The sequence below is a fragment of the Nocardia sp. CA-136227 genome, assembly GCF_050955695.1.
Classification (GTDB): Bacteria; Actinomycetota; Actinomycetes; order Mycobacteriales; family Mycobacteriaceae; genus Nocardia.
Window position 1 is genome coordinate 2,241,216 of sequence record NZ_CP192081.1, and the last position, 24,849, is coordinate 2,266,064.

Sequence of the window (24,849 nt, forward strand, 5' to 3'; positions counted from 1 at the left end):
ATCCCGCCGTCCCCCAAGGCATCCGCGCCCACGGTCCATGTCGGAACCCCTTTCGTCGTCGATACTGGCTTGGACGCCGACGCGGCGAAAGAGGTTCCCGCGTTCGCGGAGAACATGTGGGGGAGTGGGGCTCAGAACACCCAGAGCCGCAGGGTGAGGAAGCGCATGGTGCCGACCACGGCTGTAATGCCCAGGACGGCAACGGCTTCGGCGATATCACCCATGCCGGGTGCGGTGACCTCGAGAATCGCCAGACCCGCCGAGGTGATGGCGAGCCCGGCCAGCGCCAGCGCCCCGCCCTCGATCTGCGCGGTGTACCAGCGCACCCGGTCCGCGGCCTGGAAGGTGAGCCGCCGGTGCATCTCGTTGGCGAGCGCGGTGCTCACGATGGATCCGGCCAGATTGGCCACCTGCGCGCCGCCGCCGTAGAGGGCGAGGAACAGCAGGATGTAGCCGACATTGCTGAGGCCGCCGACGAGGGCGAAGCGAATCAATTGCGCGAAGGCGGCGCCGCCGCGCAGCCAGGCCCCGATCCGGGCCGACCAGCGGACGCCGGTCGCGCGCAGGGTGTCGGTGCTCTGGGCGAGCGCCTCGGAGCCGTAGGCGAAGGCTTCGGAACCGAGGGTATAGGTGTGCACCAGACCGGGCACGGGCATCGTCGCCCGCTCCGGAATCTCGTGGACAGCCATCGTCTACCCCATCCGAACACGCCATTACTTGTCTTGCTCCTCAACGGTAAACCAAGTGGAGCTATTTCCTCCACTTGTTTTCCCTGCCGGATCTGTGAAACAGGCCATGTTGCGGAAAACCCGCGACACGCCGTGTCGGACCTTGTTGACAGCGCGGAGATTGGCAGACTGGCTGAAGCGGAGAGTCTCGCCGTGAGTCCTGGCAGGAGAGTGGGGTAGCACATGTACCGGGTATTCGAAGCGCTCGACGAACTGGTGGCCATCATCGAAGAGGCCCGCGGCATCCCGCCGACCCGAAACTGCATCGTGCCGCGCGGCGAGGTGCTGGAGCTACTCGATGACGTCCGCGAGGCGCTGCCCGGCGAGCTCGACGACGCCCAGGACGTGCTCGATCACCGCGACAAGATCGTCACCGACGCCCGCACCGGCGCCGAGACCACGGTCAAGACCGCCAACGACCAGGCCCACCACACCGTGTCGTCCGCCCGCGAGGAGGCCGACCGCATCCTGGCCGACGCCAAGGCGCACGCCGACCGCATGGTCGCCGAGGCCCGCGCCCACGCCGACCACCTGGTCGCCTCGGCCGAGGAGGAGGCCGAGCGCACGGTGTCCGACGGTCAGAAGGAGTACGACTCCCTCACCGGCCGCGCCCGCGCCGAGGCCGACCGGCTCGCCGCCGCCGGTCAGGCCTCCTACGACCGCTCGGTCGCCGACGGCAAGGCCGAACAGGATCGCCTGGTCTCCCAGACCGAGGTGGTCCGCGCCGCCCACGCCGAATCGGCCCGGCTCATCGACACCGCCCAGGCCGACTCCGACCGCCTGCGCTCCGAATGCGACGACTACGTCGACGGCAAGCTCGCCGACTTCGAGGAGACCCTGCACAACACCCTGCGCATCATCGGCCGCGGCCGCCACCAGGTGCGTTCGGACTCGTCCGTGCCGGACTACGCCTCCGAGTTCCGCACCGAGTCGCCCGGCTTCCGTCGCTGATAGACGGCCCGATCGCCCCGCCTCGGCCCATTTGGGCCGCGAGCGGGGCTTTCGGTATTGTGGGGTGGTTGCCCATTCCCAGCCAGTGTGAAGGTGAGTTCAGAAGATGTCGGCCGATTCCGGTAATGGTTCGCGTCATCGTCACAAGTTGACGGACGCGGGCTTCGTGCTGGACGTACGCAGTCTCGGACGCGCCCCCGGATCCATGCGCGAGCTGCGCCGCACCGTGACGATCGCGGAGAAGATCGGCCTCGATCTCGTCGCGATCCCGGCCGGCGCCGAGGTCGAGCTGGATCTCACGCTGCAGTCGGTGTCCGAGGGCGTCCTCGTCACCGGCACGGTCACCGCTCCCATCGAGGGCGAATGCTCGCGGTGCCTCGACTCGTTCACCGACGAGCTCGAACTGCACCTCACCGAACTGTTCGCCTACCCGGACAGCGCGACCGAGCAGACCACCGAGGAAGACGAGATCCCGCGTCTGGTGGACGATTTCATCGACCTCGAGCCGGTGATCGTCGACGGCGCCGGCATGGAGCTGCCGCTGCAGCCGCTGTGCGAGCCGGACTGCGCGGGTTTGTGCCCGGAATGCGGCGTCAAGATGGCGATTGCGGGTTCCGGCCACGGTCATGAGATACTTGACCCTCGCTGGGCCGGGCTCGCGAATTTCACCGCTGAGTCCACCGATGCAGACACTGCGTCGGACCCATCAACCGATTCCACCCTTGCGGGACACAACGGTGCCGCAAGTAAGACAGAGGAGAGCTAGTCGTGGCCGTTCCGAAGCGCCGGATGTCCCGTGCCAACACCCACGCGCGTCGCAGCCAGTGGAAGGCCACCGCGCCGACCCTGATCACCTGCCCGAACCGCGCCTGCGGTCAGCAGACCCTGCCGCACATCGCGTGCCCGAGCTGCGGCACCTACAAGGGCCGTCAGGTCACCTCCGCGATCTGATTCGCGTATAGCCCACCGTGACCGCCAGCAAGGACGCGGCGGATATTCCCGCCGTAGGTGATGCCGCCGACCATGCCAGTCTGCTCGAGGCGCTCGGCGTAGACGTACAGCCGGAGCTGTTGCGCCTCGCGCTCACGCACCGGTCGTACGCCTACGAGAACGGTGGCCTGCCGACCAACGAGCGCCTGGAATTCCTGGGCGATTCGGTGCTCGGCCTGAGCATTACCGAGCGCCTGTATCTGGAGCACCCGGACAAGTCCGAGGGCGAACTGGCGAAGCTGCGTGCGAGCGTTGTCAACATGCACGCGCTCGCCGAGGTCGCTCGCGGCCTGGGCGCCGGCGGTCTCGGCCGCCACCTGCTGCTCGGTAAGGGCGAGGAGCTCACCGGCGGCCGGGACAAGCCCAGCATTCTCGCCGATGGCATGGAGTCGTTGCTGGGTGCGGTGCACCTGCAGCACGGCATCGATGTCGCGCGGGAAGTGGTGCTGCGCCTGTTCGCCGCTCTGCTCGAGCGCGGTCCCCGCATGGGGGCCGGGCTCGACTGGAAGACGAGCCTGCAGGAGCTGACCGCCGAGCGCGGCATCGGCGTGCCCAGTTACGAGATCACCTCCACCGGACCCGACCACGACAAGGAGTTCACCGCCACCGCGGTGATCGGAGGGAAGGGTTACGGCCAGGGGGTGGGCCGCTCCAAGAAGGAAGCGGAGCAGAAGGCCGCGGGCGCGGCCTACCGGTCGTTGAACGCCGATAACGCGCCCGAGGGTTCGGCCGACGGCTCGCAGAGCTAGATGCCCGAACTTCCCGAGGTCGAAGTCGTCCGGCGCGGACTCACCGAGCATGTGGTGGGCCGCGTCCTGGACAGCGTCACCGTCAAACACCCGCGTTCGGTGCGGCGGCACGCGTTCGGTGGGGACGACCTCGCCGCCCGGTTGACCGGTCTGCGTGTGGAAGCCGCGCACCGGCGGGGCAAATTCCTGTGGCTCACCTTCGACGAGCCCGACACCTCCCTGGTCGTGCATCTCGGCATGTCCGGGCAGATGCTGGTCCAGCCCGCGTCCGCGCCGCTCGAGAAGCACGCGCACATCATCGCCACCCTCGACGACGGCCATGAACTCCGTTTCGTCGACCAGCGCACCTTCGGCGGCTGGCAGCTCTCCGACCTGGTCGAGGTGGACGGCACCTGGGTGCCGGAATCCGCGGCCCACATCGCCCGCGACCCCCTGGACGAGCGTTTCGACGCCGATGCCGTGGTGAAGACCTTGCGCGGCAAGCAATCCGAGATCAAGCGCCTGCTGCTGGACCAGACCGTGGTCTCCGGCGTCGGCAACATCTACGCCGATGAGGCGTTGTGGCGAGCCGAGATCCACGGCGAGCGCCCCGCAGCCAAGCTGACCCGCCCCGCCCTGCACACCCTGCTCGCCGAGACCCGCACCGTCATGGACGAGGCCCTCCGCGCGGGCGGCACCTCCTTCGACGCCCTCTACGTCAATGTGAACGGCCAGTCCGGCTACTTCGAGCGCTCCCTCAACGCCTACGGCCGCGAGGACGAGCCCTGCCGCCGCTGCGGCGCCCTCATGCGCCGCGAGAAGTTCATGAACCGCTCCTCGTTCTCCTGCCCCCGCTGCCAGCCCCGCCCCCGCGGCTGAGGATCGTGGAGCGGACGAAGGGGAAAGTTCACGCAGCGTTCGATTAGCGTGAGATGCCGCCGTCAAGGGCGCTTCCGCGCCTGAGACCAGCAGGTTTTCTTCCGAGCCGGGCAATCCGACTATCTCGGACCCGGCCTATCGCTCAGGTTCAGGCGCTACCTTTTCAGTAGCGGCACGCGTGGTGCCGGCTGGAGGAAGCACATGCGCAAACTGACTTACTACGTCGCGGCCACCATCGACGGATTCATCGCCACCGATGACGGCTCGGTCGACTTCTTCCCGGTCGGGGGTGATCACGGGCCCGCGATCATGGCGCAGTATCCAGAGACGCTGCCGACCAAGGTTCGTGAGGTGATCGGCGTCGACAAACCGTGCCAGAACTTCGACACCGTGATCATGGGCCGCAAGACCCACGACTTCGGCGTGCGGACCGGCACGTCCAGCCCGTACTCGCATCTGCGGCAGTTCGTGGTGTCCACGACGCTGCCGGAGAGCCCCGCGGCCGGGGTGGACCTGATCTCGGAGGATCCGCTCACCCGGGTGCGGGAGCTCAAGCGGGAGAAGGGACTCGGCATCTGGCTGTGCGGCGGCGGCGAGCTCGCCCAGACCCTGCTGCCGGAGATCGATCAGGTGTTCCTGAAGCTGTACCCGATCGTGCTGGGGCACGGGCGGCCGCTGTTCGGAGCCGCCGGACGGCTGCCCGAACCGGCCAAGTTCCGGGTGCTCACCAGCCGGATCTTCGAGGACGGCGTGGCCTTCATCAAGTACAGCCGGGTCCGCTGACCGGTCAGAGGATCGCGAACGCGACCACCAGGCCGATCGCGAACTGAGCGGCCGCCACCACCAGGGACTCGGTGCTGAATTCCGGCTTCTTCAGCAGTTCGCCGATATCGATGCCGATCACGAATTCGAGCACGCGCACCGAGATCACCTGGGCCACGATGCCGACCAGGCCGTAGACGGTGGCGGCCAGCAGCCCCTCGGACAGCTTGCCCGCCTGCGCGTAGATGGCCAGCACCACGATCAGCGACATGCTGATCATGGCTGACGCGCTGATCACGACGGCATTGGGCAGACCGCGCGCCACCATGGTGCGCAGCGGGCCCGGAGTGGTCACGTCCACGGCCTGGAAGCCGATCAGCATGAGCACCAGGCCGAGCAGGGCATAGGCCAGGATGGCGCCTACGCCGCGGCCGAGTGAATGCCAGTACCCGGCTTCGAGGGCGAGAGCGGTGGTCATCGGTGGTCCTCCGAGGTGTGGTTACTGCGGGATGCGGTGCGGGACGAAGGTGGAGCTGTCATCGGTGATGAGGCCGACGGTCTCCCGGATGCCCAGCCCCGCGGACGTGTCGCCCACGATCCAAGCACCGAGTACCGGTCGCATACCGTCGAATTCGGGCAGCGGGTCCAGCAATTGGTAGACGTAGCCCTCGTCGCCGTAGACGCCGCCGGTGGCGGTTTCCAGGCCCGCGCCGACGATGGTCATGTTCGCGCCCTCGCGGCCCAGTTTGGGCTTGCGAATGTACTCGGTGAGCTCGTGCGGATCGTCGAGATAGGTGGGCAGCAGATTGGGGTGGCCGGGGTACATCTCCCACAGCACCGCCAGGATCGCCTTGTTCGACAGCAGCGTCTTCCACAGCGGTTCGATCCACATGGTCTCCGGCAGCGACTCGACCACGCGGCGGCCGAAGTCGTCGTCCAGAGCCCATTCCCACGGGTACAGCTTGAAGATCGCCTCGATCGGGGCCTCGGCCAGATCCACGAAACGGTCCAGCTCCGTGTCGAATCCGACTTCCTCGATGGGCAGGGCGATGGTGTCGAACCCGGCCTCGGCGGCGGTCTCCTGCATGTACGCGGTGGTGACGTTGTCCTCGCCGGAACCGTCCGAACCCGACCAGGTGAAGTGCAGCTGACTGCCCGGCAGGTTCTCGCGCAGCTCACCCCAGCGCTCGACCAGCTTCTCGTGCAGGGAATTCCACTGATCGTCGTCGGGGTGGGTGTCGGTCAGCCAGTGCCACTGCACGATCGCCGCCTCCAGCAGGGAGGTGGGCGTATCGGCGTTGTACTCCAGTAGTTTCGCCGGGCCGCGGCCGTCGTAGCGCAGGTCGAAGCGCCCGTAGACGTGCGGGTCGGAGCGGTGCCAGGACTTGGTGATGTGCTCCCAGCTCCATTGCGGCAGACCGAAATCGGCGAAACGCTCCATGAGGACGACCTGTTCGACCGCGTGCAGGCACATCGAGTGCAGCACCTCGACCTGCGCCTCCATGGCGAGGATCTCGTCCATGTCGAACTCGTAGTGCACCGATTCGTCCCAGTAGGGCCGCGGCTGACCGTCGGCGTACTGCCCGGGAGAGCCGTAGACGAGACCTTGACCTTCGATGATCCGCTGCCAGCCCGGCCGCGGAGTGCTGCGAACCCGCCGCACTAGGAACCTCCACCGATCTTCGCTCCGAGGCCGCCGCGCTGAATCGTGCTGCCGCTCTTGGTCTTCACTGTCGCGCCTTTGGGGGCCACCGTGGTGCCACCGGTGGGCGCGCGCCCGATGGTGGTGTTGCCGCCGTAGTAGTAGCGGTAGGAGTGGCCCAGGTAGATGAACGTGCTCGTGTGCGTTCCGGGGTGCCCGCTGGACGTGGCACTCGAGCAGTAGTTGTCGGGGACCACGATCTCCTGGTTGTCGCGGTCGGCGGTCACGGTCTGCCCGTTGCCGATCGGCACGATCTCGCCCTTGTCGGCGACCACCGTGCAGGACGCGGTCACGTCGGGTCCGCTCCAGGCCGAGGCCACCAGGTAGCCGCCGCCGACCAGCGCCGCGATGCCCGCCACGGCGGCGCCGCCGATCAGGACCCGCTTCTTCTTGCGCTGCTTGGCTTCCGCGGCCTCCGCCTCGGCCTGCTGCTGCTCTTCGGCCCGTTTGCGCGCCTTCTCCCGGGCTCGCACCTCGGCCACCGTCGGCGGGCGCGGCTGCGTGATCCCCGCTTCCTGCGAGATGATGCTCCCGCGCCGCGGCGGTTCCGGAACCGCGGGCACCGGAGGGGCGTCGGGTTCCAGCGACGGCATCGGCAGCGTGAACGGCGGCTCGACGCCGGGCGGCGGGGTGACCGCGCCGAGCGGTGCCGCGCCGGGACTGCCGAAAGCGCCCGCGCCGCCGTGGGATTCACCGGCGAGCGGATGGGTCGGGTGAGGTTCGCCCGCCTCGGGCGGGTTCGCGGATGTGCCGGATAGTGGCAGCGTCGGCTGACTCCCGCCGGGCTCCGGAGCGGGGAATCGGAGCGTCGGGGTGGGAGCGTCCGGCGTCGGCTCGGCCGGATTGCCGGAATCGGCGGATTCGCTTGGCGGACTGGGGCGTTCGGACGGGTGCGCGGGGTCGGGGGTGGGACGGTCCGGGTTGTCCGGACCGCCGGGACGATCAGTGGCCATTCGTCGACTCCGTGGGCTCGCCGCGCGTTAGCGTTCTTCGAATCCTGTCATTCCGCCCGCGGCGGGACCCCAGTCTTCCACCACCAGGTTTACCCGACCTGGTGTATTACCGGAACGTAGCAGGCCGAGCAGCGATTCGCAGGCATCGCGGGGTCCTTCGGCGATGACGTGCACGCGGCCGTCGCGATGATTGCGGGCGTAACCGGTCAGGCCCAGCTCCAGGGCGCGTGACCGGGTCCACCAACGGAAGCCGACCCCCTGGACCTGGCCGTGTACCCAGGCGCTGAGCCGGACCGGGGCATCGCTCATGCGTCGACGCGGAAGGTCAGGTTGACCGTGGTGCCCGCCTTGAGGGTCCGGCCGACGGTGCACACCTTGTCGATGGCGCGCTGCGCGGCGACCAGCAGCCGCTGCCGCGACTCCTCGTCGAGTTCGCTGAGGTCGAGCTCGACCTCCTCGTTCAGCTCGGGGTAGAGCTCGTTCTCGCGGTCGGCGTCGCCGGAGACGTGGACGGTGGCGTCGAAGGTGTCGCCCAGGCGGCGCGCGAGGGTGAAGTCGGAGCTCAGGCCGGTGCAGCCGGCGAGCGCGATCTTCAGCAGCTCACCCGGGGTGAAGGCGCCGGGCACGCCCGCGGACGCGATCAGGACCTCGCCGCCGCGGTTGTTACGGCCGGTGTAGGCGCGGGTGCCGGTGCGTTCGGCCCACAGCTTGACCGGTTCGGCCGCCGGATCGGTGGCGGGGGTTTGCGGTGCGGCGGTCTGTTCGGACATAGGTCAAATCCTCCCATTGGGTCACCCGGGACGACCATGTGGTCGCCGATCGTTCGGAACACCGAGGTGGTCAGCGGAATTCCGATACGAGTTCGGGTGTGACCTGCGTCAGGTCGTCGGCGACGTAGGCGGCCGCGGCGAGGGCGTCGGCGGCGGGCGGATATTTGGGGTGTGGGACGGCGATCACCGTCATCCCGGCGGCGTGCGCGGCGCGCAGGCCGTTGCTGGAATCCTCGATCGCCACGCAGACGCCCGGGTCCAGGCCGAGGCGGGCGGCGGCCTCGAGGTAGCCGTCGGGGGCGGGCTTGCCGCGCTCGACCTCCTCGGTGGACACCGTGGCCGCGAACAGGTCGGTGACGCCCATATGGTCGAGCACCACGTCGATGAGCCGGCGCGGGGAGGAGCTGGCCAGGCCGAGGGTGTAGCTCGCGGCCAGGCGGCGCACGGTGGCGACGGCGTCGGGCATGAGCGGGAGGTGGTCGGCGTAGCGGGCGGCCATGCGGGAGATGACGTCCTCGGCGACCTCGTCGGGGGTGCGGCGGCCGTCGAGCAGGTCCTCGCTCAGGTACCGCGACCATTCCGCGGTGCTCATCCCCATGAACCGGTCCTGGGTGTCGGGCAGCCAGCGCCCGCGCATCTCGTCGATGTACTCGCGCCGCACCTCCTCCCAGATGGGTTCGGTGTCGATGAGCACACCGTCCATGTCGAACACGATCGCGGCAACAGACATGGCGTCCATGGTGGTTCATGGCGGTCCACTGACTGGGACCGCCCTCCGGAACCGCGCCGCCGGGTCGCGTCCGGGATTAGCGTCCGAAGCGAAACAGGCATACCCGCAAGTGAATACCGAGGTGGACCGTGGGCACGGTCAGCGACATCTATGACCCCGAGCTGTATGTGGCGGGACCGATCCACGAGATCTTCGCGGAGCTGCGGCGCACCGATCCCGTGCACTGGCAGGAGATGCCGGGCGAGCCCGGGTACTGGGCGATCCTCAAGCACGCGGACGTGGCGCACGTGGCCCGCAATCCGGAGTTGTTCTCCGCCGAGATCGAGGGCGTGATCCTGGAGAACCAGCCGCCCGAAAGGCTCGAGCAGACCCGCAACATGCTGCTCATGATGGATCCGCCGCGGCACACCGAATACCGCAAGCCGCTGGCCGAGCATTTCAAGGCGCGGGTGGTCGGCGATATGGAGGGCCGCGTCCGCGAGCTCACCGCCGCCCTGCTCGACAGTGTCGACGGCGATGTGGAATTCGTGCACGACGTGGCGGGCGTGCTGCCCAGCCAGGTGGTGGGCGGGCTGTTCGGGATTCCGGCGGAGGACTGGCCGAGCCTGCGCCGCTGGGCCGAACAGTCGGTCAGCCAACAGGATCCGGATCTGGTCGGCGACTTCGACGTCACCGCCGAGCTCACCAATATGGCCATCTACGCCATCCAGTTCTCCATGGCGCGGCGCGCCGAGCCGCCGAAGGAGGACCTGACCTCGCTCATCCTGGCCGGTTCCTTCGGCGGGAACGCCATGTCGGACCTGGAGTTCGGCAGCTTCTTCACCCAGCTGGTGACCGCGGGCAACGACACCACCAAGACCATGCTGTCCTCCGGGCTGCAACTGCTGATGCAGCACCCCGAGCAGCTCGCGGCGATGCGCGAGGACCCGTCGCTGATTCCCGGTGCGGTGGAGGAGATCCTGCGTTTCGCCAACCCGCTGCACTACTTCCGCCGCACCGCGACCGCCGACACCGAGGTCCGCGGCGTCCCGATCAAGGCGGGCGACAAGGTGGCCATGTGGTACACCTCGGCCAATCGCGACGAGGACGTGTTCGCCGATTCCGGCCGCTTCGACATCCGCCGCAACCCCAACCCGCACTTGTCCTTCGGTCTGGCCCAGCACTTCTGCCTGGGCGTGCACCTGGCACGGCTGGAGGGCCGGGTGTTCTTCGAGGAGCTGCTGGCGCGTTTCCCGAAGCTGGAGCAGACCGGCGACGCCCGCCGCATCCGTTCGAACCTCAATAACGGCCTCAAGTCGTTGCCGGTGCGCATGACCCGGTGAGCGCCACGCCGCCGACGCGCTGAACACGCGGCATTCATCGCGAATGCCCGGCCACTGTTCGCGCGCCCATCACCGCGCGGACGCCCGGCCGTCACCCGCTCCGGCGAATCTGGCCGCACCCCGGGGAATTCGCCGTCGTGACCCGAACCCATGCCGGCCCTGCCGATCCCCGGGGCGGCGAACAGGATCAGGGAGCTCCCGGGGAGCTCCCTGATCTGCTACGGCTGGAAGCGGTAGCCCATGCCCGCCTCGGTGAGCAGGTGCTTGGGCTGCGAGGGGTCGTCCTCGAGTTTGCGCCGCAGTTGGGCGAGATAGACACGCAGGTAATGGGTTTCGGTGGCGTAGGACGGACCCCAGACCTCGCGCAGCAGTTCCCGGCGGCCGACCAGTTTGCCCTGGTGGCGGACCAGCATCTCCAGGACGCCCCATTCGGTGGGGGTCAGGTGGACGTCGCGGCCGTGGCGGGTGACCTTCTTGGCCGCCAGATCGACGGTGAAGGAGGCGGTTTCGATGACAGGTTCCGGGGTGTCGGCGATGACGGCCGAGCGGCGCACAGCCGCCCGCAGGCGGGCCAGCAGTTCGTCCATGCCGAACGGCTTGGTGACGTAGTCGTCGGCGCCCGCGTCGAGGGCCTCCACCTTGTCGGAGGAGTCGGTGCGGGCCGACAGCACGATGACCGGGGTGGTGGTCCAGCCGCGCAGGCCGCCCAGCACCTCGATGCCGTCCATATCGGGCAGGCCGAGGTCGAGAATGATGACCTCGGGGTGCTTCTCGGCGGCGGCGCGCAGGGCGGCGGCGCCGGTGGAGGCGGTGGTCACCTCGTAGCCGCGGACCGACAGATTGATGCGCAGGGCGCGCAGGATCTGTGGTTCGTCGTCGACCACCAGCACTTTGATCGGCGCTGCCGCCGCGTCGGTCACCTGTCCTCCTCGGTCGTGTCCGCGGGGTCGTCGCCCCCGGGTAGATCTATCACCATGGTCAGGCCGCCACCCGGGGTGGGCTCGGCGTGCACCGTGCCGCCCATGGCGTCGACGAATCCGCGCACCACCGACAGGCCGAGGCCGACGCCGGTGGAGGTGTCGCGATCGCCGAGCCGTTGGAAGGGCTCGAAAAGCTGATCCTCCAGGCCGGTCGGTACGCCGGGCCCGGTGTCCACCACCGTGATCGCGACCCGCTTGCCGACCTGCTCGGCCGCGACCCGCACCATCGAATCCCTGGGGGAGTAGCGGGCGGCATTGTCGATCAGGTTGGCCAGGACCCGTTCCAGCAGACCGGAATCCGCGTGCACCGCGATGGCGCCGACATCCACCTTGACCCGGTCCATGGTGGTGCGGCGCATGCCGCGGGTGCCCATACCCATGAGCGCGTGATGTACCACCTCGTCGAGGTAGACCTTGCGCATCTGCGGCTTGATCACTCCGACCGCCAGGCGCGAGGAGTCCAGCAGATTGCCGACCAGGGCGGTCAGCTGATCCACCGATTCCTCGATGGTCTCCAGCAATTCGGAGGTGTCCTCGGGGGAGAACTCCACGTCGTCGCTGCGCAGGCTCGACACCGCCGCCTTGGCCGCGGCCAGCGGGGTGCGCAGGTCGTGGCTGACCGCCGACAGCAGCGCGCGGCGCAGCTTGTCGGCCTCCATGACCGCCTGGGCGGCGCTGGCCTCGGCGCGCAGCTGTTTCTGCTGCACCAGTCCCGCCGCCTGATTCGCGACCGCGCCCAGCACCATTCGGTCCCCGGAGGTCACGGCTCGTCCTCGCAAGAGCAGCCAATGCATGTCATCGCCCGCCTCCACAGCGGTCTCGGCGTCGCCGACCTTGGTCGGCGGCTGATCTCCCACCGACGCGATCACCTCGTCGTCGGTGACGAGGCTGACCGCGTCCTGGCCGTAGGTCTCCCGTGCGCGTTCGAGCAGATCCTGCAGGTTCGCGCCGTGCAGCACCGAGCCCGCGAACAGGGTCAGCAGCTCGGCCTGGCGAGAGGCCTTGCGCGCCTCGAAGGTTCGCTTGGCCGCCACATCCACCAGGGCCGCCACCGCGACCGCCACCAGCAGCAACACCACGATGGTGAGGAAGTTGTCGAGCTGGTCGATGGTGAGGCTGTAGCGGGGCTGGGTGAAGAACCAGTTCAGCAGCACACCGGACAGCAAGGCGGACAACGCCGCCGGAGCGACGCCGCCCAGCAGTGCCACCGCGATGACGCCGATGAAGAACAGGGCGCTCTCGCCGCTGAGATCCAGCAGTTGGTCGAACCAGAAGTAGATGACCGCGCAGATCAGTGACGGCACGAGGACCGCCGCCGACCAGGAGCCCAGTTTGCGTTCGCCCCGGGTCAGCGCGGACCAGCGGAAGCCCTTGTTGGATTCCTCGTGGGTCACCATGTGGACGTCGATCTTGCCGGACTCCTGCACCACGGTGGCGCCGATGCCCTCGTCGATCATGCGCGCCCAGCGCGACCGCCGGGAGGTGCCCAGCACCAGCTGGGTGGCATTGACCTGCCGGGCGAAATCCAGCAGCGCGGTGGGGACGTCCTCGCCGGTGACGGTGTGCAATTCGGCGTCGAGTCCGGTGGCCAGATCGCGCAGACGGTGGAGACGTTGCGTCGAGACTCCGGCCAGTCCGTCGCCGCGCACGATGTGCAGCACGATCAGCTCGGCGCTGGATTTGGCGGCGATGCGGCTGGCGCGCCGCACGATGGTCTCCGACTCCGGGCCGCCGGTCACCGCCACGACGACGCGTTCGCGCGCCTCCCAGGTGGTGGTGATCTGGTGGTCGGCCCGGTATTTGGCGAGCGCGGCGTCGACCTGGTCGGCCAGCCACAGCAGCGCGAGTTCGCGCAGCGCGGTCAGATTGCCGGGCCGGAAGTAGTTGCGCAGGGCCGCGTCGACCTTCTCGGCGGCGTACACATTGCCGTGGGACATCCTGCGCCGCAGCGCTTCCGGGGTGATGTCGACCAGTTCGACCTGGTCGGCGGCGCGAACCACCCAGTCCGGCACGGTTTCTCGCTGCACCACGCCGGTGATCTGCTCGACCACGTCGTTGAGGCTCTCGAGGTGCTGCACATTGACCGTGGACACCACGTCGATGCCCGCGTCCAGCAGGTCCTGCACGTCCTGCCAGCGCTTCTCGTGCTTGCCGCCGGGAATGTTGGTGTGCGCCAGCTCGTCCACCAGCACCACGGCGGGCTGCCGCCGCAGCACCGCGTCCACGTCCAGTTCGGGCAGGGTCGCGCCGCGGTACTCGACCAGCTTCGGCGGGATGCGCTCGAGTCCGGCGAGCAGTTCGGCGGTCTTGCTGCGGCCGTGGGTCTCCACGACGGCGGCCACCACGTCACGGCCGCGTTCCAGCCGTCGATGGGCTTCGGCCAGCATCGAGTAGGTCTTGCCTACGCCGGGCGCGGCCCCGAGGTAGATGCGTAGTTGGCCGCGTTTCACTCGTCCATCATCGCGCGGGGTGCGCGGATGTCCTGCGGTGCCATGCGGACGGGTTCGCGGGCGGCTTCGGCGTTGGCCATGGCGCGCAGTATGAGCGCGCAGCCGATGAACCCGAAGATCACCATCAGGGTGACGGCGACGTGCGGCACGGTTTCTCCTTGGATGTGTACGGCGATCGCCCCGGCCGTGGCCGGGCTCCCCACTTCATACCTCCGATGCTGGTCAAGTCACCGATCCTGACGGTTTCTTTACGGGGGTGTGTCGGGTTGTTGACGTCATCCGAGCGAGTACGTCCGCCGTGGCCGCTCCCTACTTGTGCCGCCCGTGCGCTCGTTTCGGAGCGATACCCTTGAACAGGAGGTCTGGTGGAAAGGTGACGATGTGGGGCTACTGCGGTACGAGGTCGCATCGCGCGTAGCCGCCGTGTGATCGCCTGGGGCTGATCTGGAGCTGCCGATGCACGAGCCGATCGATCTGGTCGATTCAGCTGAACGAACCCGCACAGCGCTCGCCACTGTCGTGGCACTGTTTTCAGAGGCGTGGGCATCCGGGTTCCCGCCCGATCTGTCGGCATATCTACCCGGTGAACCGGTTGATCGGCGAACGATATTGATCGAACTGATCAAGATCGACCTCGAATACCGCTGGCTTCGTCATCACTTTCCCAAACGACTGACCGAATACCGTGCGGAATTCGCAGAGCTGCGGAATGGTCCGCTGCCGGCCGAGCTGGTCTACGAGGAATACCACGCCATGCGCCGCGGTTCCGCCGCCGTCGATGCGACTGCCACGCGTGCCGAGGCCACTGCCATGGCCGACCCCGAACCGGCATGGCTCACGAGTGATTACTACAGCACGATGATTGCTCGTCCCAGTGCCCAAGTAGTTCTCGACGCCATCGAAGTCGGCGACCATATCGACGATTTCGACCTCCTGATGAGGATCGGATCCGGTGCCTTCGCCCAGGTGTATCTCGCTCGGCAGCAATCGATGCAGCGACTGGTCGCGGTCAAGATTTCCCACAATCACGGCATCGAGCCGCAGACCCTCGCCCAACTGGACCACGACTACATCGTGCGCATCTACGACCAGCGGCTGATCGCCGATGGCGAGCTGAAGCTGCTCTACATGCAGTACCTACCCGGAGGAACACTGCTCGATGTGCTGCGCTTTCAGCGCGCGAGACCCACGGAACACCGCAGTGGGCAGCTGCTGCTCGATGCCATCGACGAGGTACTCGCGGCGAAGGGCGAGGTTCGGCCCACCGAATCCGCCGTTCGGACCCGGACCGCGGCACTGACATGGCCGGAGACCGTCGCCTGGCTGGGCCGCCGACTTGCGGACGCGCTGCAGCATGCGGCCGAACGCGGGGTGTTGCATCGAGACATCAAACCCGCGAACGTGCTGCTGAGTGCCGAGGGAATCCCCAAGTTGGCCGACTTCAATGTCAGCTCCAGCAACCGCATCAAGGGCACGAGCCCCCTGGCTTACTTCGGCGGTTCACTGGCGTACATGTCGCCCGAACAGCTCGAGGCCTGCCATCCGGACTTGCCGGCGACCGCCGCCGACCTCGACACTCGAAGCGACATCTTCGCGCTGGGTGTCATGCTGTGGGAGCTCCTCACGGGCCGCCGCCCATTCGCGGACGAAGCGTCGGCCGGCGAGTCGGAGACATCGCTGGCCCGCATGCTCGAGCTGCGGCGCAAACCCGTCGAGCCGGAGTTCCTGTCGGAGCTTCCGCCGGATTGCCCGATGGCGCTGCGCCGAGTGCTGTTGAAGTGTCTGTCGCCCAACCGCGAAGACCGCTACTCGTGCGGCACGGAATTGGCTCAGCAGCTCGACTTGTGCCTCGAGGACAGGGCCCGTGACCTGGTCTACCCACCGCCGAACAGTTGGCGGGCACGACTTTCCCGACAGCCCACCCTCATCCTGTGGTCATCGTCGCTGGTCGGCGTCAGCCTGGCTCATATCTATGGGGGCGTGCACATGCGGGCACTGCTCGCCGACCACCTGACCGATGCCACCATCATGCAGCTCCTCAGGGGCGTCATCGTTTTCGAGCTCTGTGCCCTGCCCTTGTCCGTCCTCGTCTACGTGTACATGTCGCGTGATCTGCTCGCGGTTCCGCGCGGCTTGCGCCATGGCAGACGCTACGACGAGGTAATGCTCGCGCGGGTGCGGTCGCGAACACTGTTCTGGGGCGACCTGTGTGCGATGAACACTCTGCTGTTCGCGGTTCTCGGGACCGCGATGGGGGTGGTGCTGCTCATCCGGTTCACCGACCTCCCGGCGCGGATGGTGGTCCACGCGGTGACGACCGTTCTGGTGATGGGCACCGTCTCGGTTGCCTACACGTTCTTCCTTTCGACGTTCTACGTCGTCCGCTGTGTTTATCCCATCTACTTGCGCCGCGGCCGTACCACGGCGGATGACTCCGCCGATCTTCGCGCGCTGCGTCGCAGAACCACGGCCTATCTCGCGGTGACGGCATCAGTGCCGCTGGTCGGGGTGCTGGCCGGATTCACCACCCTCGAACCGGAGGAGCTTCCGCTCGTGCGCGATTCGGTTCTGGGGTTGTGCGCGGCCTCCGGGCTCGCATTCGTCGCCGTCTACTGGTTGTTCCGCAAGCTGCACGCAGACCTGCGCGCGCTCGAGCGGGTGGTCTAGCAAATCAGCCACGGCCTGCCCGAGGTGCGGCCGTGTCCCGTGTTGTAGACAGGATCCGCGCGCGGGATTCGCGACAGGCCATGGCGTTCAGCCGGAAATAGCTACTGATCAGCTATCGTTCGTGACGCACGTGTCCATCACCGGTAGTCAGGGGAGCGTTTCCAAGTCGAATCCAGCGAGAGGGTGGTCGAATGGCTCGTCGGTATGGAGGATCCCGGACCCGCGCGTCGCGACGCGCCCTGGTGCCGATCGTCGGCGCGATACCACTGGCCATCGCCGTGACCTGCTCCATCGCCACCGCCGAGGCCGCGGCGCAACCCGCTGACCCGGCTCCCGCGCTCATCGAGCAGCTTCAGCTCGTCCCGGCGCTGCCCGGCGTGCCGACGATTCCCGCCGCCATCCTCGACCCGGCGAAGACCGCCGCGGCCCCCATCGGCTACTCGGACAACGCGACCCAGCTCATCGTGAACAGTGGCGCCGCCGGTCTCATCATCGGCGCGGTCGTCGGGACGGTATCGGGCGCGGTGATCGGGGCGGTACCGGGAGCGCTCGTCGGGGCCGCGGTCGGTGCGGCCGTCGGCGGGGTCGCGGGTGGTCTCGCCATGGGTGTTCCGACCCTGGGAGTGGGTGCGCCGATCGGGATCGGGGGTGGCGCTCTCGCGGGGGCCGGCGTCGGCGCCGTGATCGGCGCCGTGCTCAGCGCGATCGTGGCCGGTGTCACCATCGGCGCCATCGGCGCGGCTGTCGGTTACGAGCTCGGCGCCGGCACCGGGATCGGCAACGCTCAGCAGGGCGGCTGAGCGAGCGACCGGCCGCGTTGCCGGGGATCCGGGTGACCGGAAAGGACCAACCGGTACCAGATCTCGCGTAGGCAGTGTGGGAACCCTAAGCTGACGTCCGTGAATTCCGGGCGGTCAATGGTCGACGGGCGTTTCGAGTTGATCGAACCACTCGGCAGCGGTGGCATGGGCACGGTGTGGCGCGCGTACGACGTGGCCCTGCACCGCGAGGTGGCGCTGAAGGAAGTGAAGGCGGAGGGCGAGGCCACCGCCGCCGAGGTCCAGCGCGAACGCGTGCTGCGCGAAGCCCGTGCCCTGGCCCGCATCACCCACCCCAATGTGGTTGCCATCCACCACATCGTGGACACGCCCGCCGAGCAGCATCCGTGGATCGTCATGGAGCTCGTCGCGGGCGGCTCGCTCGCCGACCGGCTCGGCGACGGGCCCATGACGCCCGCGCACGCCGCTCTGGTCGGGCGCGGCATCCTCGCGGGTCTGCGCGCCGCCCACGCCGTGGGCGTCCTGCACCGCGACGTGAAACCGCCGAACGTGCTGCTGCGCACCGACGGTTCGCCCGTTCTCACCGATTTCGGCATCGCCGCCGTCAACGACCTGACGGGGCTCACCTCCACCGGCAGCGTCGTCGGGTCGCTGCCCTACGTCGCCCCCGAACGCCTCCAGGGCCACGAGGGCAACCCCGCCTCCGACCTGTGGTCCCTGGGCCTGGTGCTGTTCGCGGCAGTCGAGGGCTACCAGCCCATGCGCCGCGACACCGACGTCGCGACCCTCGCCGCCGTCCTCATGGGCTCGGTCCCGGCACCGCGGCAGGCCGGACCGCTCACCCCGGTCCTGCAAGCCCTCCTGGTCCCCAACCCGGGCCACCGCCCGCCCGCCGACCAGATCGACCGGATGCTCTCCCAGGTGATCGCCACCGGCGACACCGCCCCGGAACAGGTTGCGCACCACCAGTTCTCGGGCTCGCACGGCACGGTCACCTCCCCCCAGGATCTGACCCCGCCACCCCAGGCGTTCCAGACGTTTCCGGTGACCCCGCAGCCCCAGGCCTACGCGACGGTGGCTCAGCCCCCGCCGTTCGCGACGGCGGCCCAGCCGCAGCCGTTCCCGACGACGCCGCCACCGGGATTTGCGACGACCATCCCGCACCCGGGCGGCTACACCGCTCCGCAGGCGTTCGTTCCGATGCCGCCGAACCCCACACCGGTTGCGCCGCAACGCAATGCGCGACCGTGGATCTTCGCCGGTGTCGCCGTCGGCCTGGTGGTCGCCGTGGCCGCCGCCATCGCCCTGTGGCCCTCGTCCGACAGCCAGGGCGGGTCGAACCTGCCGACCGGCCAGACCGATCCCACCGACATCATCCTGAGCAGTGGGGTCGCGCAGCCCACGATCATCGCGCCCACCACCGCCAAGGGCGCCCCCGCCGTCGATCTGCTGACTCCGGACGGAGTCCGCAAGGCCATCGCGGCACTGGAGAAGGTCACCGGCGGAAAGCAATTCACCGAAACCACCATCTATCCCGAACGCGTGTCCTCCGGCGCACCCGTCGCGACCGAGCCCAACCACTACGACACGTTCAGCTACAGCAACGGCGCCGCCAAACGCGACGGCGTGGGCGGCCAACTCACCGGCAAAACGCTCGATCTGAGCTCTATCAACTGGGATATCCTCCCGGGCCTGCTGGCCGAGGCAACTCAGAAACTGAAGGTCTCCAACCCGACGACTCGCTACATCATCGTCGACACCGACGGGACTTTCAGTGACGGGCGGCAGGTCCTTCGCGTCTACATCGACAACGTGTACAACGACGGCGGCTATGTCTCCGCGAGCCTGGACGGAACCATCCTCAGAGTGCTGGGGCGCTGACACCTCGGGGCGGTCCTGTGGCCTGAGACCGCAGGTCCTGACGGTTTTTTGACGGAATCGGGCGACTTGTCGACGACATCTGTGCGACGCGCGGGGCGACGCTGTAAGCGGAGCGTCAATGCGACCCCGTGGGACGCTAAGAAGGCGTAAAGGTCCTCGAATATGGCCTTATCGGGCGCTTGACTCACTCCGGCGCGTCTTGGGACGTGCCGTTCAGAGAGAGGTTCGAGAGATGTCCGTCGTGGTGTTCACGGTGCTGACAGTGGCGATTTTCGCCCTGTTCGGCTTGATCCAACGCGGGGTGGAACGGCTGTGACTCAGAACATTGTCGGTCTGGTCCTGGCCATCGGTATCGCCATCTATCTGGTGGCGGCGCTGCTGTATCCGGAGAGGTTCTGAGTGAGCACCACCGTCGCGGGGATCCTGTTCGTCGTATCCCTGATCATCGCGCTGGTCGCCGTGCATGTGCCGCTGGGCGATTACATGTACCGCGTCTACAGCAGCGAGAAGCACTCCAAGGCCGAGAAGGGCATCTATCGACTGATCGGCGTGCAGCCGGGCGTCGAGATGACCTGGGCCGTCTACGCGCGCAGTGTGCTGGCCTTCTCGGCCATCAGCGTGCTGTTCCTGTTCTTCCTGCAGTTGATCCAGGGCAAACTGCCATTGCACCTGGACGATCCGGGTACCAAGATGACCGCGGATCTGGCGTGGAACACCGCCATCAGCTTCGTCACCAATACCAACTGGCAGAACTACGCCGGTGAATCGACGATGGGTCATGTGGTTCAGGCCGTGGGCCTGAGCGTGCAGAACTTCGTCTCCGCCGCCGTGGGTATGGCCGTGGCGGTCGCGCTGGTGCGCGGATTCGCCCGTCGCCACAGCGGCGAGCTCGGCAACTTCTGGGTGGATCTTGTGAGGGGAACCACCCGGATCCTGTTGCCGCTGGCCATCGTTTTCGCGATCGTGCTGGTCGCGGGTGGCGTCATCCAGAACCTGCACGTGTACGACCAGGTCGCGCAGACCGTCGGCAACACCGGTTCGCAGAATCTGCCGGGCGGACTGGTCGCGAGCCAGGAGGTCATCAAGGAGTTGGGCACCAACGGTGGCGGCTTCTTCAACGCGAACTCCGCGCACCCGTTCGAGAACCCGACGGCGTGGACCAACTGGGTCGAGATCTTCATGCTGCTGGTGATCAGCTTCTCGCTGCCGCGCACCTTCGGACGCATGGTCGGCTCGCCGAAGCAGGGCGTGGCCATTGCCGCCGTCATGGCGACCTTGGCGATCCTCAGCGTCACCCTGATGAACCTCTTCCAGCTGCAGCACCATGGCACCGTCCCCAGTGCCATCGGAGCGTCGATGGAAGGCGTGGAATCCCGCTTCGGCGTCTCGAATTCGGCGACCTTCGCCACCGCGACCACACTCACGTCCACCGGTGCGGTGGACTCGGCGCACGACTCGTACACCAGCCTCGGCGGCATGATGACCATGTTCAACATGCAGCTCGGTGAGGTGGCGCCCGGTGGTACCGGGTCGGGTCTGTACGGGATGCTGATCCTCGCGGTCATCACCGTGTTCGTGGCGGGCCTGATGGTCGGCCGCACCCCGGAGTACCTGGGCAAGAAGATCACTCCGAAGGAGATCAAGCTCGCGGCCGCCTACTTCCTGGTGACGCCGTTGATCGTGCTGACCGGAACCGCTGTCGCGATGGCCCTGCCGGGGGAACGCGCGAGCATGGCGAACTCGGGTCCGCACGGGCTCTCGGAAGTGTTGTACGCCTTCACATCCGCGGCCAACAACAATGGTTCGGCCTTCGCCGGTCTGTCCGGTAACACCGTGTGGTGGAACACCGCACTCGGCCTGGCCATGGTCTTCGGCCGCTTCATCCCCATGATCTTCGTACTGGCCCTGGCCGGTTCGCTGGCGGCGCAGGGGCACACTCCCGCCTCCGAGGGCACGCTGCCGACGCATCGGCCGCAGTTCGTCGGCATGGTCGCGGGCGTCACCGTCATCCTGGTCGCGCTCACCTTCCTGCCGATGCTGGCGCTCGGCCCGCTCGCTGAAGGAATCCACTCATGAGCACTCCCACCATCGACTCCGCGCCGGTGCAGACCGCGCACAGCAACCCGAAACGCGGTGTGTCAGCGGGGTTGTTCGACCCCAAGATGCTGCTCGGGTCGCTGCCGGACGCGTTGCGGAAGCTGGATCCGCGCATCATGTGGCGCAATCCGGTGATGCTGATCGTAGAGATCGGCGCGGTCTGGGCCACCGTCCTGGCCATCGCGAGTCCGACGTTCTTCGCCTGGGCGATCGTCGTCTGGCTGTGGCTGACGGTGATTTTCGCCAATCTGGCCGAAGCCGTGGCCGAGGGCCGCGGCAAGGCGCAGGCGGACACGCTGCGAAAGGCCAAGACCGACACGGTCGCTCGCCGTCTGGCGAACTGGTCGCCGGGCGCGCGCGTCGTCGAGGAGCGGGTGCCCGCTCCCGAACTTCGCCGCGGCGACTACGTGGTCGTCGAGGCGGGGCAGGTCATCCCGGGTGACGGTGATGTCGTGGAAGGCATTGCCTCCGTGGACGAATCGGCCATCACCGGTGAGTCCGCACCCGTCATCCGCGAATCCGGCGGTGACCGGTCGGCCGTGACCGGCGGCACCACCGTGTTGTCGGACCGCATCGTCGTCCAGATCACACAGGAGCCGGGCGGTTCGTTCATCGACAAGATGATCGCGCTCGTCGAGGGCGCGTCGCGGCAGAAGACGCCGAACGAGATCGCGCTCAATATCCTGCTGGCCGCGTTGACGATCATCTTCGTGTTCGCGGTGGCGACCTTGCAGCCGTCGGCCATCTTCTCGAAGGCCAACAACCCTGGCGTGCTGGACAATCTGGCGCTGGACGGCAATGGCGTCACCGGCATCGTGCTGGTCTCGCTGCTCGTCTGCCTGATCCCGACGACCATCGGCGCGCTGCTGTCCGCCATCGGCATCGCGGGTATGGACCGCCTGGTGCAGCGCAATGTGCTGGCCATGTCCGGTCGTGCCGTGGAGGCCGCGGGCGACGTGAACACGCTGCTGCTGGACAAGACCGGCACCATCACCCTGGGCAACCGCCAGGCCTCGGACTTCGTGCCGATGCCGGGCGTCACCGCCGACGAATTGGCCGACGCCGCACAGCTTTCCAGCCTCGCGGACGAGACCCCCGAGGGCCGCTCCATCGTGGTGTACGCCAAGGTGGCGTTCAACAAGCGTGAGCGCACCCCCGGCGAGCTCACCGGCGCGACCTGGGTGGAGTTCACCGCCCAGACCCGCATGTCGGGTGTGGACCTGTCCGACGGGCACCAGTTGCGCAAGGGCGCGGCCAGCGCGGTCACCGAATGGGTGCGCGCCCACGGCGGCGAGATCCCGAGCCAGGTCGGCGAGACCGTCGACGGCATCTCGGCGTCCGGCGGCACGCCGCTGGTGGTCGCGGAGATCAAGCAGGACACCGCGAAGCTGCTCGGCGTCATCCACCTCAAGGATGTGGTGAAGCAGGGCATGCGGGAGCGGTTCGACGAGATGCGCCGCATGGGCATCCGCACCGTCATGATCACCGGCGACAATCCGTTGACCGCCAAGGCCATCGCCGACGAGGCGGGCGTGGACGACTTCCTCGCGGAGGCCACTCCGGAGGACAAGCTCGCGCTCATCAAGAAGGAGCAGGCCGGCGGCCGCATGGTCGCCATGACCGGTGACGGCACCAATGACGCGCCCGCGCTCGCGCAGGCCGACGTGGGCGTCGCCATGAACACCGGAACGTCCGCCGCGAAAGAGGCGGGCAATATGGTGGACCTGGATTCCGACCCGACGAAGTTGATCGAGATCGTCGAGATCGGCAAGCAATTGCTGATCACCCGTGGCGCGCTGACCACGTTCTCGATCGCCAACGACATCGCCAAGTACTTCGCGATCATTCCCGCGTTGTTCGTGTCGATCTTCCCGGGCCTGGATCTGCTGAACGTGATGCGGCTGCATTCGCCGCAGTCGGCGATCCTGTCGGCGGTCATCTTCAACGCCCTGGTCATCGTGGCGCTGATCCCGCTGTCGTTGCGCGGTGTGAACTACCGGCCGTCCAGCGCGTCGAAACTGTTGAGCCGCAACCTCTATATCTACGGACTCGGTGGCATCATCGCGCCGTTCATCGGGATCAAGCTCATCGACCTTGTCATTCAATTCTTCCCGGGGATGTCCTAATGCGTATGTCGGCCTGGATCAGGCAGCACATCGCGGCGCTGCGAGCGCTGCTGGTGCTCACCGTGATCACCGGAATCATCTATCCCGCCGTCGTTCTCGGCGTCTCGCAACTGCCGGGGCTGAAGGACAAGGCGAACGGCTCGCTGCTCGAGCGGGACGGCAAGGTCGTCGGGTCCAGCCTGATCGGTCAGGCCTACACCGACGGTAAGGGCAACGCGCTGGCGCAGTACTTCCAGACGCGCCCGTCCAACGCGGCATGGAGCGGCGACGACGCGAGCCCGGACGGCTACAACGCGCTCAATTCCGCGTTCGGGAACATGGGTCCGGAGTCCACCGTCGACACGCTGGACGCGGAGGATCCGAGCAAGGACAAGCTCAGCCTGCTGAGCACCGTGTGCTCGCGCAGCGCGGCGGTCGGTAAGCTGGAGGGCGTGGACGGCAGCCGTCCGTACTGCACCTCCGGCGGCGTCGGCGCGGTGCTGGCGGTCATGGGCGAGCGTGACTCGCACGGCCTTGTCACTCACCCGACCCGGGTGATCAGTGTCAACGAGGCGTGCTCGGCCGACCCGAAGCACGAGACCACCCCGTTCCAGGAGGCGTACGAGGGCGTGAAGGTGGAGTGCGCCAAGCGTGGCGAGGACTACTCCGCCGGTCAGATCGTCCCGATCCGCGGCGACGCCTCGGCCGACACCCCGGTGCCGACCGACGCGGTGACCGCCTCGGCCTCCGGCCTGGATCCGCAGATCTCCCCGGAGTACGCGGCCATCCAGGTGGCGCGGGTCGCCAAGGCACGCCACGTGTCCGTGGACCAGATCAAGTCGCTGGTGGATGCCCACCGCAGCGGCCGGGCCCTGGGCTTCCTGGGGGAGCCCACGGTCAATGTCGTCGAGCTGAACTACGACTTGGACAGTAAGTACCCGTTCAAGGGTTGATCAGCCGATACCTGGGGTCCGGTCGCTTCGCTCACGAAGGCGACCGGGCCCCTTGGTCGTTCCTGGGGCGAGCAGGTGGTCGGGTTCGGCAGTTCGCCGCACGGGGTATTGCCCCGCGACCGCAGCATGCCCTTGCCGGTCCCGCCGGTGAGGAAACGCAGCGCCAGCGGTTTCGGTGAGGCGCCGATGCGGCTGCGGGTCTCCGACACCCGCCCGCCCTCGAGTTCGGCCCGCCCCACCAGCACGAATTCCCAGACGAATGCCATGATCGGCACCGCTATACCGATGACCGCCTGCGCGATCTCGCGGGGAAAACCGTTCACCGAAAACCCCGAATTCTGTTGTCCTCCAGCCTTGCCGCCCAAGCCTGAGGCCGTATGGATCAGGTAAAGAAGGCGGGGCGCGGTGAACAGGGGACGTCA

The 24,849-nt window shown here is 67.7% G+C and carries 25 protein-coding genes; 14 read left to right on the forward strand and 11 right to left on the reverse strand.

All coding sequences use genetic code 11. The features are described 5' to 3' along the window. Positions 1-131 precede the first annotated feature (131 nt). On the reverse strand, positions 132-689 hold the full coding sequence (locus tag ACQP06_RS10055; protein ID WP_433671964.1) for a GtrA family protein: 558 nt from the start codon (positions 687-689) through the stop codon (positions 132-134). Positions 690-911: 222 nt separating this feature from the next. Here ACQP06_RS10055 and ACQP06_RS10060 point away from each other — a divergent pair, with 222 nt between their 5' ends. The 6 genes from ACQP06_RS10060 to ACQP06_RS10085 all read left to right on the forward strand — a co-directional run bounded on the left by ACQP06_RS10060 (position 912) and on the right by ACQP06_RS10085 (position 5,059). After that, positions 912-1,679 (forward strand): DivIVA domain-containing protein, encoded by a 768-nt coding sequence (locus ACQP06_RS10060; protein WP_433671965.1) that lies wholly within the window; start codon positions 912-914, stop codon positions 1,677-1,679. Between the two features lie 106 nt (positions 1,680-1,785). Further along, the gene (locus tag ACQP06_RS10065; RefSeq protein WP_433671966.1) at positions 1,786-2,445 is read left to right on the forward strand and encodes a YceD family protein; all 660 of its coding nucleotides are present in this window, start codon (positions 1,786-1,788) and stop codon (positions 2,443-2,445) included. Between the two features lie 2 nt (positions 2,446-2,447). Further along, positions 2,448-2,630: a 50S ribosomal protein L32 gene (rpmF, locus tag ACQP06_RS10070; RefSeq protein ID WP_033088742.1), complete on the forward strand. Its 183-nt coding sequence runs from the start codon at positions 2,448-2,450 to the stop codon at positions 2,628-2,630. Between the two features lie 17 nt (positions 2,631-2,647). Further along, positions 2,648-3,418, forward strand: coding sequence for a ribonuclease III (gene rnc, locus ACQP06_RS10075; RefSeq protein ID WP_433671967.1), 771 nt, complete (start codon positions 2,648-2,650; stop codon positions 3,416-3,418). Beyond that, the gene (gene mutM / locus ACQP06_RS10080; protein ID WP_433671968.1) at positions 3,419-4,276 is read left to right on the forward strand and encodes a bifunctional DNA-formamidopyrimidine glycosylase/DNA-(apurinic or apyrimidinic site) lyase; all 858 of its coding nucleotides are present in this window, start codon (positions 3,419-3,421) and stop codon (positions 4,274-4,276) included. It abuts the gene before it with no gap. 201 nt (positions 4,277-4,477) lie between these two features. Then, a complete protein-coding gene (locus ACQP06_RS10085; protein WP_433671969.1) occupies positions 4,478-5,059 on the forward strand; it encodes a dihydrofolate reductase family protein in 582 nt (193 codons plus the stop codon). A 4-nt stretch (positions 5,060-5,063) separates the two neighbouring features. Here ACQP06_RS10085 and ACQP06_RS10090 read toward each other — a convergent pair whose 3' ends face one another. From ACQP06_RS10090 to ACQP06_RS10115, 6 genes are all read right to left on the reverse strand, one after another. Then, positions 5,064-5,516: a DUF350 domain-containing protein gene (locus tag ACQP06_RS10090; protein WP_433671970.1), complete on the reverse strand. Its 453-nt coding sequence runs from the start codon at positions 5,514-5,516 to the stop codon at positions 5,064-5,066. 21 nt (positions 5,517-5,537) lie between these two features. Further along, a complete protein-coding gene (locus ACQP06_RS10095; protein ID WP_433671971.1) occupies positions 5,538-6,701 on the reverse strand; it encodes a glutathionylspermidine synthase family protein in 1,164 nt (387 codons plus the stop codon). Beyond that, on the reverse strand, positions 6,701-7,693 hold the full coding sequence (locus ACQP06_RS10100) for a hypothetical protein (protein WP_433671972.1): 993 nt from the start codon (positions 7,691-7,693) through the stop codon (positions 6,701-6,703). Before ACQP06_RS10100 ends, ACQP06_RS10095 begins: the two co-directional genes overlap by 1 nt. A gap of 27 nt (positions 7,694-7,720) precedes the next feature. After that, positions 7,721-8,002, reverse strand: a complete 282-nt coding sequence (locus ACQP06_RS10105) for an acylphosphatase (protein ID WP_433671973.1) — start codon at positions 8,000-8,002, stop codon at positions 7,721-7,723. Next, positions 7,999-8,463 (reverse strand): OsmC family protein, encoded by a 465-nt coding sequence (locus ACQP06_RS10110; protein ID WP_433671974.1) that lies wholly within the window; start codon positions 8,461-8,463, stop codon positions 7,999-8,001. Before ACQP06_RS10110 ends, ACQP06_RS10105 begins: the two co-directional genes overlap by 4 nt. Positions 8,464-8,533: 70 nt before the next feature. Beyond that, complete coding sequence (locus tag ACQP06_RS10115; protein WP_433671975.1) at positions 8,534-9,193, reverse strand: HAD family hydrolase; 660 nt, start codon at positions 9,191-9,193, stop codon at positions 8,534-8,536. A 128-nt stretch (positions 9,194-9,321) separates the two neighbouring features. Between ACQP06_RS10115 and ACQP06_RS10120 the strand changes: the two genes are divergently transcribed. Further along, on the forward strand, positions 9,322-10,515 hold the full coding sequence (locus tag ACQP06_RS10120) for a cytochrome P450 (RefSeq protein ID WP_433671976.1): 1,194 nt from the start codon (positions 9,322-9,324) through the stop codon (positions 10,513-10,515). 218 nt (positions 10,516-10,733) lie between these two features. On the opposite strand, the gene ACQP06_RS10125 is transcribed toward ACQP06_RS10120, so the two are convergent. The 3 genes from ACQP06_RS10125 to ACQP06_RS10135 are packed head-to-tail and all read right to left on the reverse strand — an operon-like array spanning position 10,734 to position 14,094. Next, positions 10,734-11,435 (reverse strand): response regulator, encoded by a 702-nt coding sequence (locus ACQP06_RS10125; protein ID WP_433671977.1) that lies wholly within the window; start codon positions 11,433-11,435, stop codon positions 10,734-10,736. Next, positions 11,432-13,945: an ATP-binding protein gene (locus ACQP06_RS10130; protein ID WP_433671978.1), complete on the reverse strand. Its 2,514-nt coding sequence runs from the start codon at positions 13,943-13,945 to the stop codon at positions 11,432-11,434. Before ACQP06_RS10130 ends, ACQP06_RS10125 begins: the two co-directional genes overlap by 4 nt. Then, a complete protein-coding gene (locus tag ACQP06_RS10135; protein WP_379101804.1) occupies positions 13,942-14,094 on the reverse strand; it encodes a hypothetical protein in 153 nt (50 codons plus the stop codon). Before ACQP06_RS10135 ends, ACQP06_RS10130 begins: the two co-directional genes overlap by 4 nt. Before the next feature lie 307 nt (positions 14,095-14,401). Between ACQP06_RS10135 and ACQP06_RS10140 the strand changes: the two genes are divergently transcribed. From ACQP06_RS10140 to ACQP06_RS10170, 7 genes are all read left to right on the forward strand, one after another. After that, on the forward strand, positions 14,402-16,612 hold the full coding sequence (locus ACQP06_RS10140; RefSeq protein WP_433671979.1) for a protein kinase domain-containing protein: 2,211 nt from the start codon (positions 14,402-14,404) through the stop codon (positions 16,610-16,612). Between the two features lie 191 nt (positions 16,613-16,803). Next, entirely contained in the window at positions 16,804-17,412 is a 609-nt protein-coding gene (locus ACQP06_RS10145) for a hypothetical protein (RefSeq protein WP_433671980.1), read from the forward strand. A gap of 99 nt (positions 17,413-17,511) precedes the next feature. Then, the gene (locus ACQP06_RS10150) at positions 17,512-19,272 is read left to right on the forward strand and encodes a serine/threonine-protein kinase (protein WP_433671981.1); all 1,761 of its coding nucleotides are present in this window, start codon (positions 17,512-17,514) and stop codon (positions 19,270-19,272) included. A 312-nt stretch (positions 19,273-19,584) separates the two neighbouring features. Beyond that, complete coding sequence (kdpF, locus tag ACQP06_RS10155) at positions 19,585-19,671, forward strand: K(+)-transporting ATPase subunit F (RefSeq protein WP_357279956.1); 87 nt, start codon at positions 19,585-19,587, stop codon at positions 19,669-19,671. Beyond that, positions 19,672-21,348 carry a potassium-transporting ATPase subunit KdpA gene (kdpA, locus tag ACQP06_RS10160; protein WP_433671982.1) on the forward strand — a complete coding sequence of 559 codons (1,677 nt, stop codon included), beginning with the start codon at positions 19,672-19,674 and terminating at the stop codon, positions 21,346-21,348. Beyond that, the gene (gene kdpB / locus ACQP06_RS10165; protein ID WP_433671983.1) at positions 21,345-23,495 is read left to right on the forward strand and encodes a potassium-transporting ATPase subunit KdpB; all 2,151 of its coding nucleotides are present in this window, start codon (positions 21,345-21,347) and stop codon (positions 23,493-23,495) included. Before kdpA ends, kdpB begins: the two co-directional genes overlap by 4 nt. After that, the gene (locus ACQP06_RS10170) at positions 23,495-24,427 is read left to right on the forward strand and encodes a potassium-transporting ATPase subunit C (protein WP_433671984.1); all 933 of its coding nucleotides are present in this window, start codon (positions 23,495-23,497) and stop codon (positions 24,425-24,427) included. Before kdpB ends, ACQP06_RS10170 begins: the two co-directional genes overlap by 1 nt. Here the strand turns inward: ACQP06_RS10170 and ACQP06_RS10175 are convergent. After that, positions 24,391-24,750: a hypothetical protein gene (locus tag ACQP06_RS10175; protein ID WP_433671985.1), complete on the reverse strand. Its 360-nt coding sequence runs from the start codon at positions 24,748-24,750 to the stop codon at positions 24,391-24,393. The genes ACQP06_RS10170 and ACQP06_RS10175 overlap by 37 nt on opposite strands. Positions 24,751-24,849: the final 99 nt, after the last annotated feature.

Coding starts and splice junctions, on each gene's coding strand:
- ACQP06_RS10055 (WP_433671964.1), bottom strand. CDS start 689: ATGGCTGTCCACGAGATTCCGGAGCGGGCGACGATGCCCGTGCCCGGT.
- ACQP06_RS10060 (WP_433671965.1), top strand. CDS start 912: ATGTACCGGGTATTCGAAGCGCTCGACGAACTGGTGGCCATCATCGAA.
- ACQP06_RS10065 (WP_433671966.1), top strand. CDS start 1,786: ATGTCGGCCGATTCCGGTAATGGTTCGCGTCATCGTCACAAGTTGACG.
- mutM (WP_433671968.1), top strand. CDS start 3,419: ATGCCCGAACTTCCCGAGGTCGAAGTCGTCCGGCGCGGACTCACCGAG.
- ACQP06_RS10085 (WP_433671969.1), top strand. CDS start 4,478: ATGCGCAAACTGACTTACTACGTCGCGGCCACCATCGACGGATTCATC.
- ACQP06_RS10090 (WP_433671970.1), bottom strand. CDS start 5,516: ATGACCACCGCTCTCGCCCTCGAAGCCGGGTACTGGCATTCACTCGGC.
- ACQP06_RS10100 (WP_433671972.1), bottom strand. CDS start 7,693: ATGGCCACTGATCGTCCCGGCGGTCCGGACAACCCGGACCGTCCCACC.
- ACQP06_RS10105 (WP_433671973.1), bottom strand. CDS start 8,002: ATGAGCGATGCCCCGGTCCGGCTCAGCGCCTGGGTACACGGCCAGGTC.
- ACQP06_RS10110 (WP_433671974.1), bottom strand. CDS start 8,463: ATGTCCGAACAGACCGCCGCACCGCAAACCCCCGCCACCGATCCGGCG.
- ACQP06_RS10115 (WP_433671975.1), bottom strand. CDS start 9,193: ATGTCTGTTGCCGCGATCGTGTTCGACATGGACGGTGTGCTCATCGAC.
- ACQP06_RS10140 (WP_433671979.1), top strand. CDS start 14,402: ATGCACGAGCCGATCGATCTGGTCGATTCAGCTGAACGAACCCGCACA.
- ACQP06_RS10145 (WP_433671980.1), top strand. CDS start 16,804: ATGGCTCGTCGGTATGGAGGATCCCGGACCCGCGCGTCGCGACGCGCC.
- kdpB (WP_433671983.1), top strand. CDS start 21,345: ATGAGCACTCCCACCATCGACTCCGCGCCGGTGCAGACCGCGCACAGC.
- ACQP06_RS10170 (WP_433671984.1), top strand. CDS start 23,495: ATGCGTATGTCGGCCTGGATCAGGCAGCACATCGCGGCGCTGCGAGCG.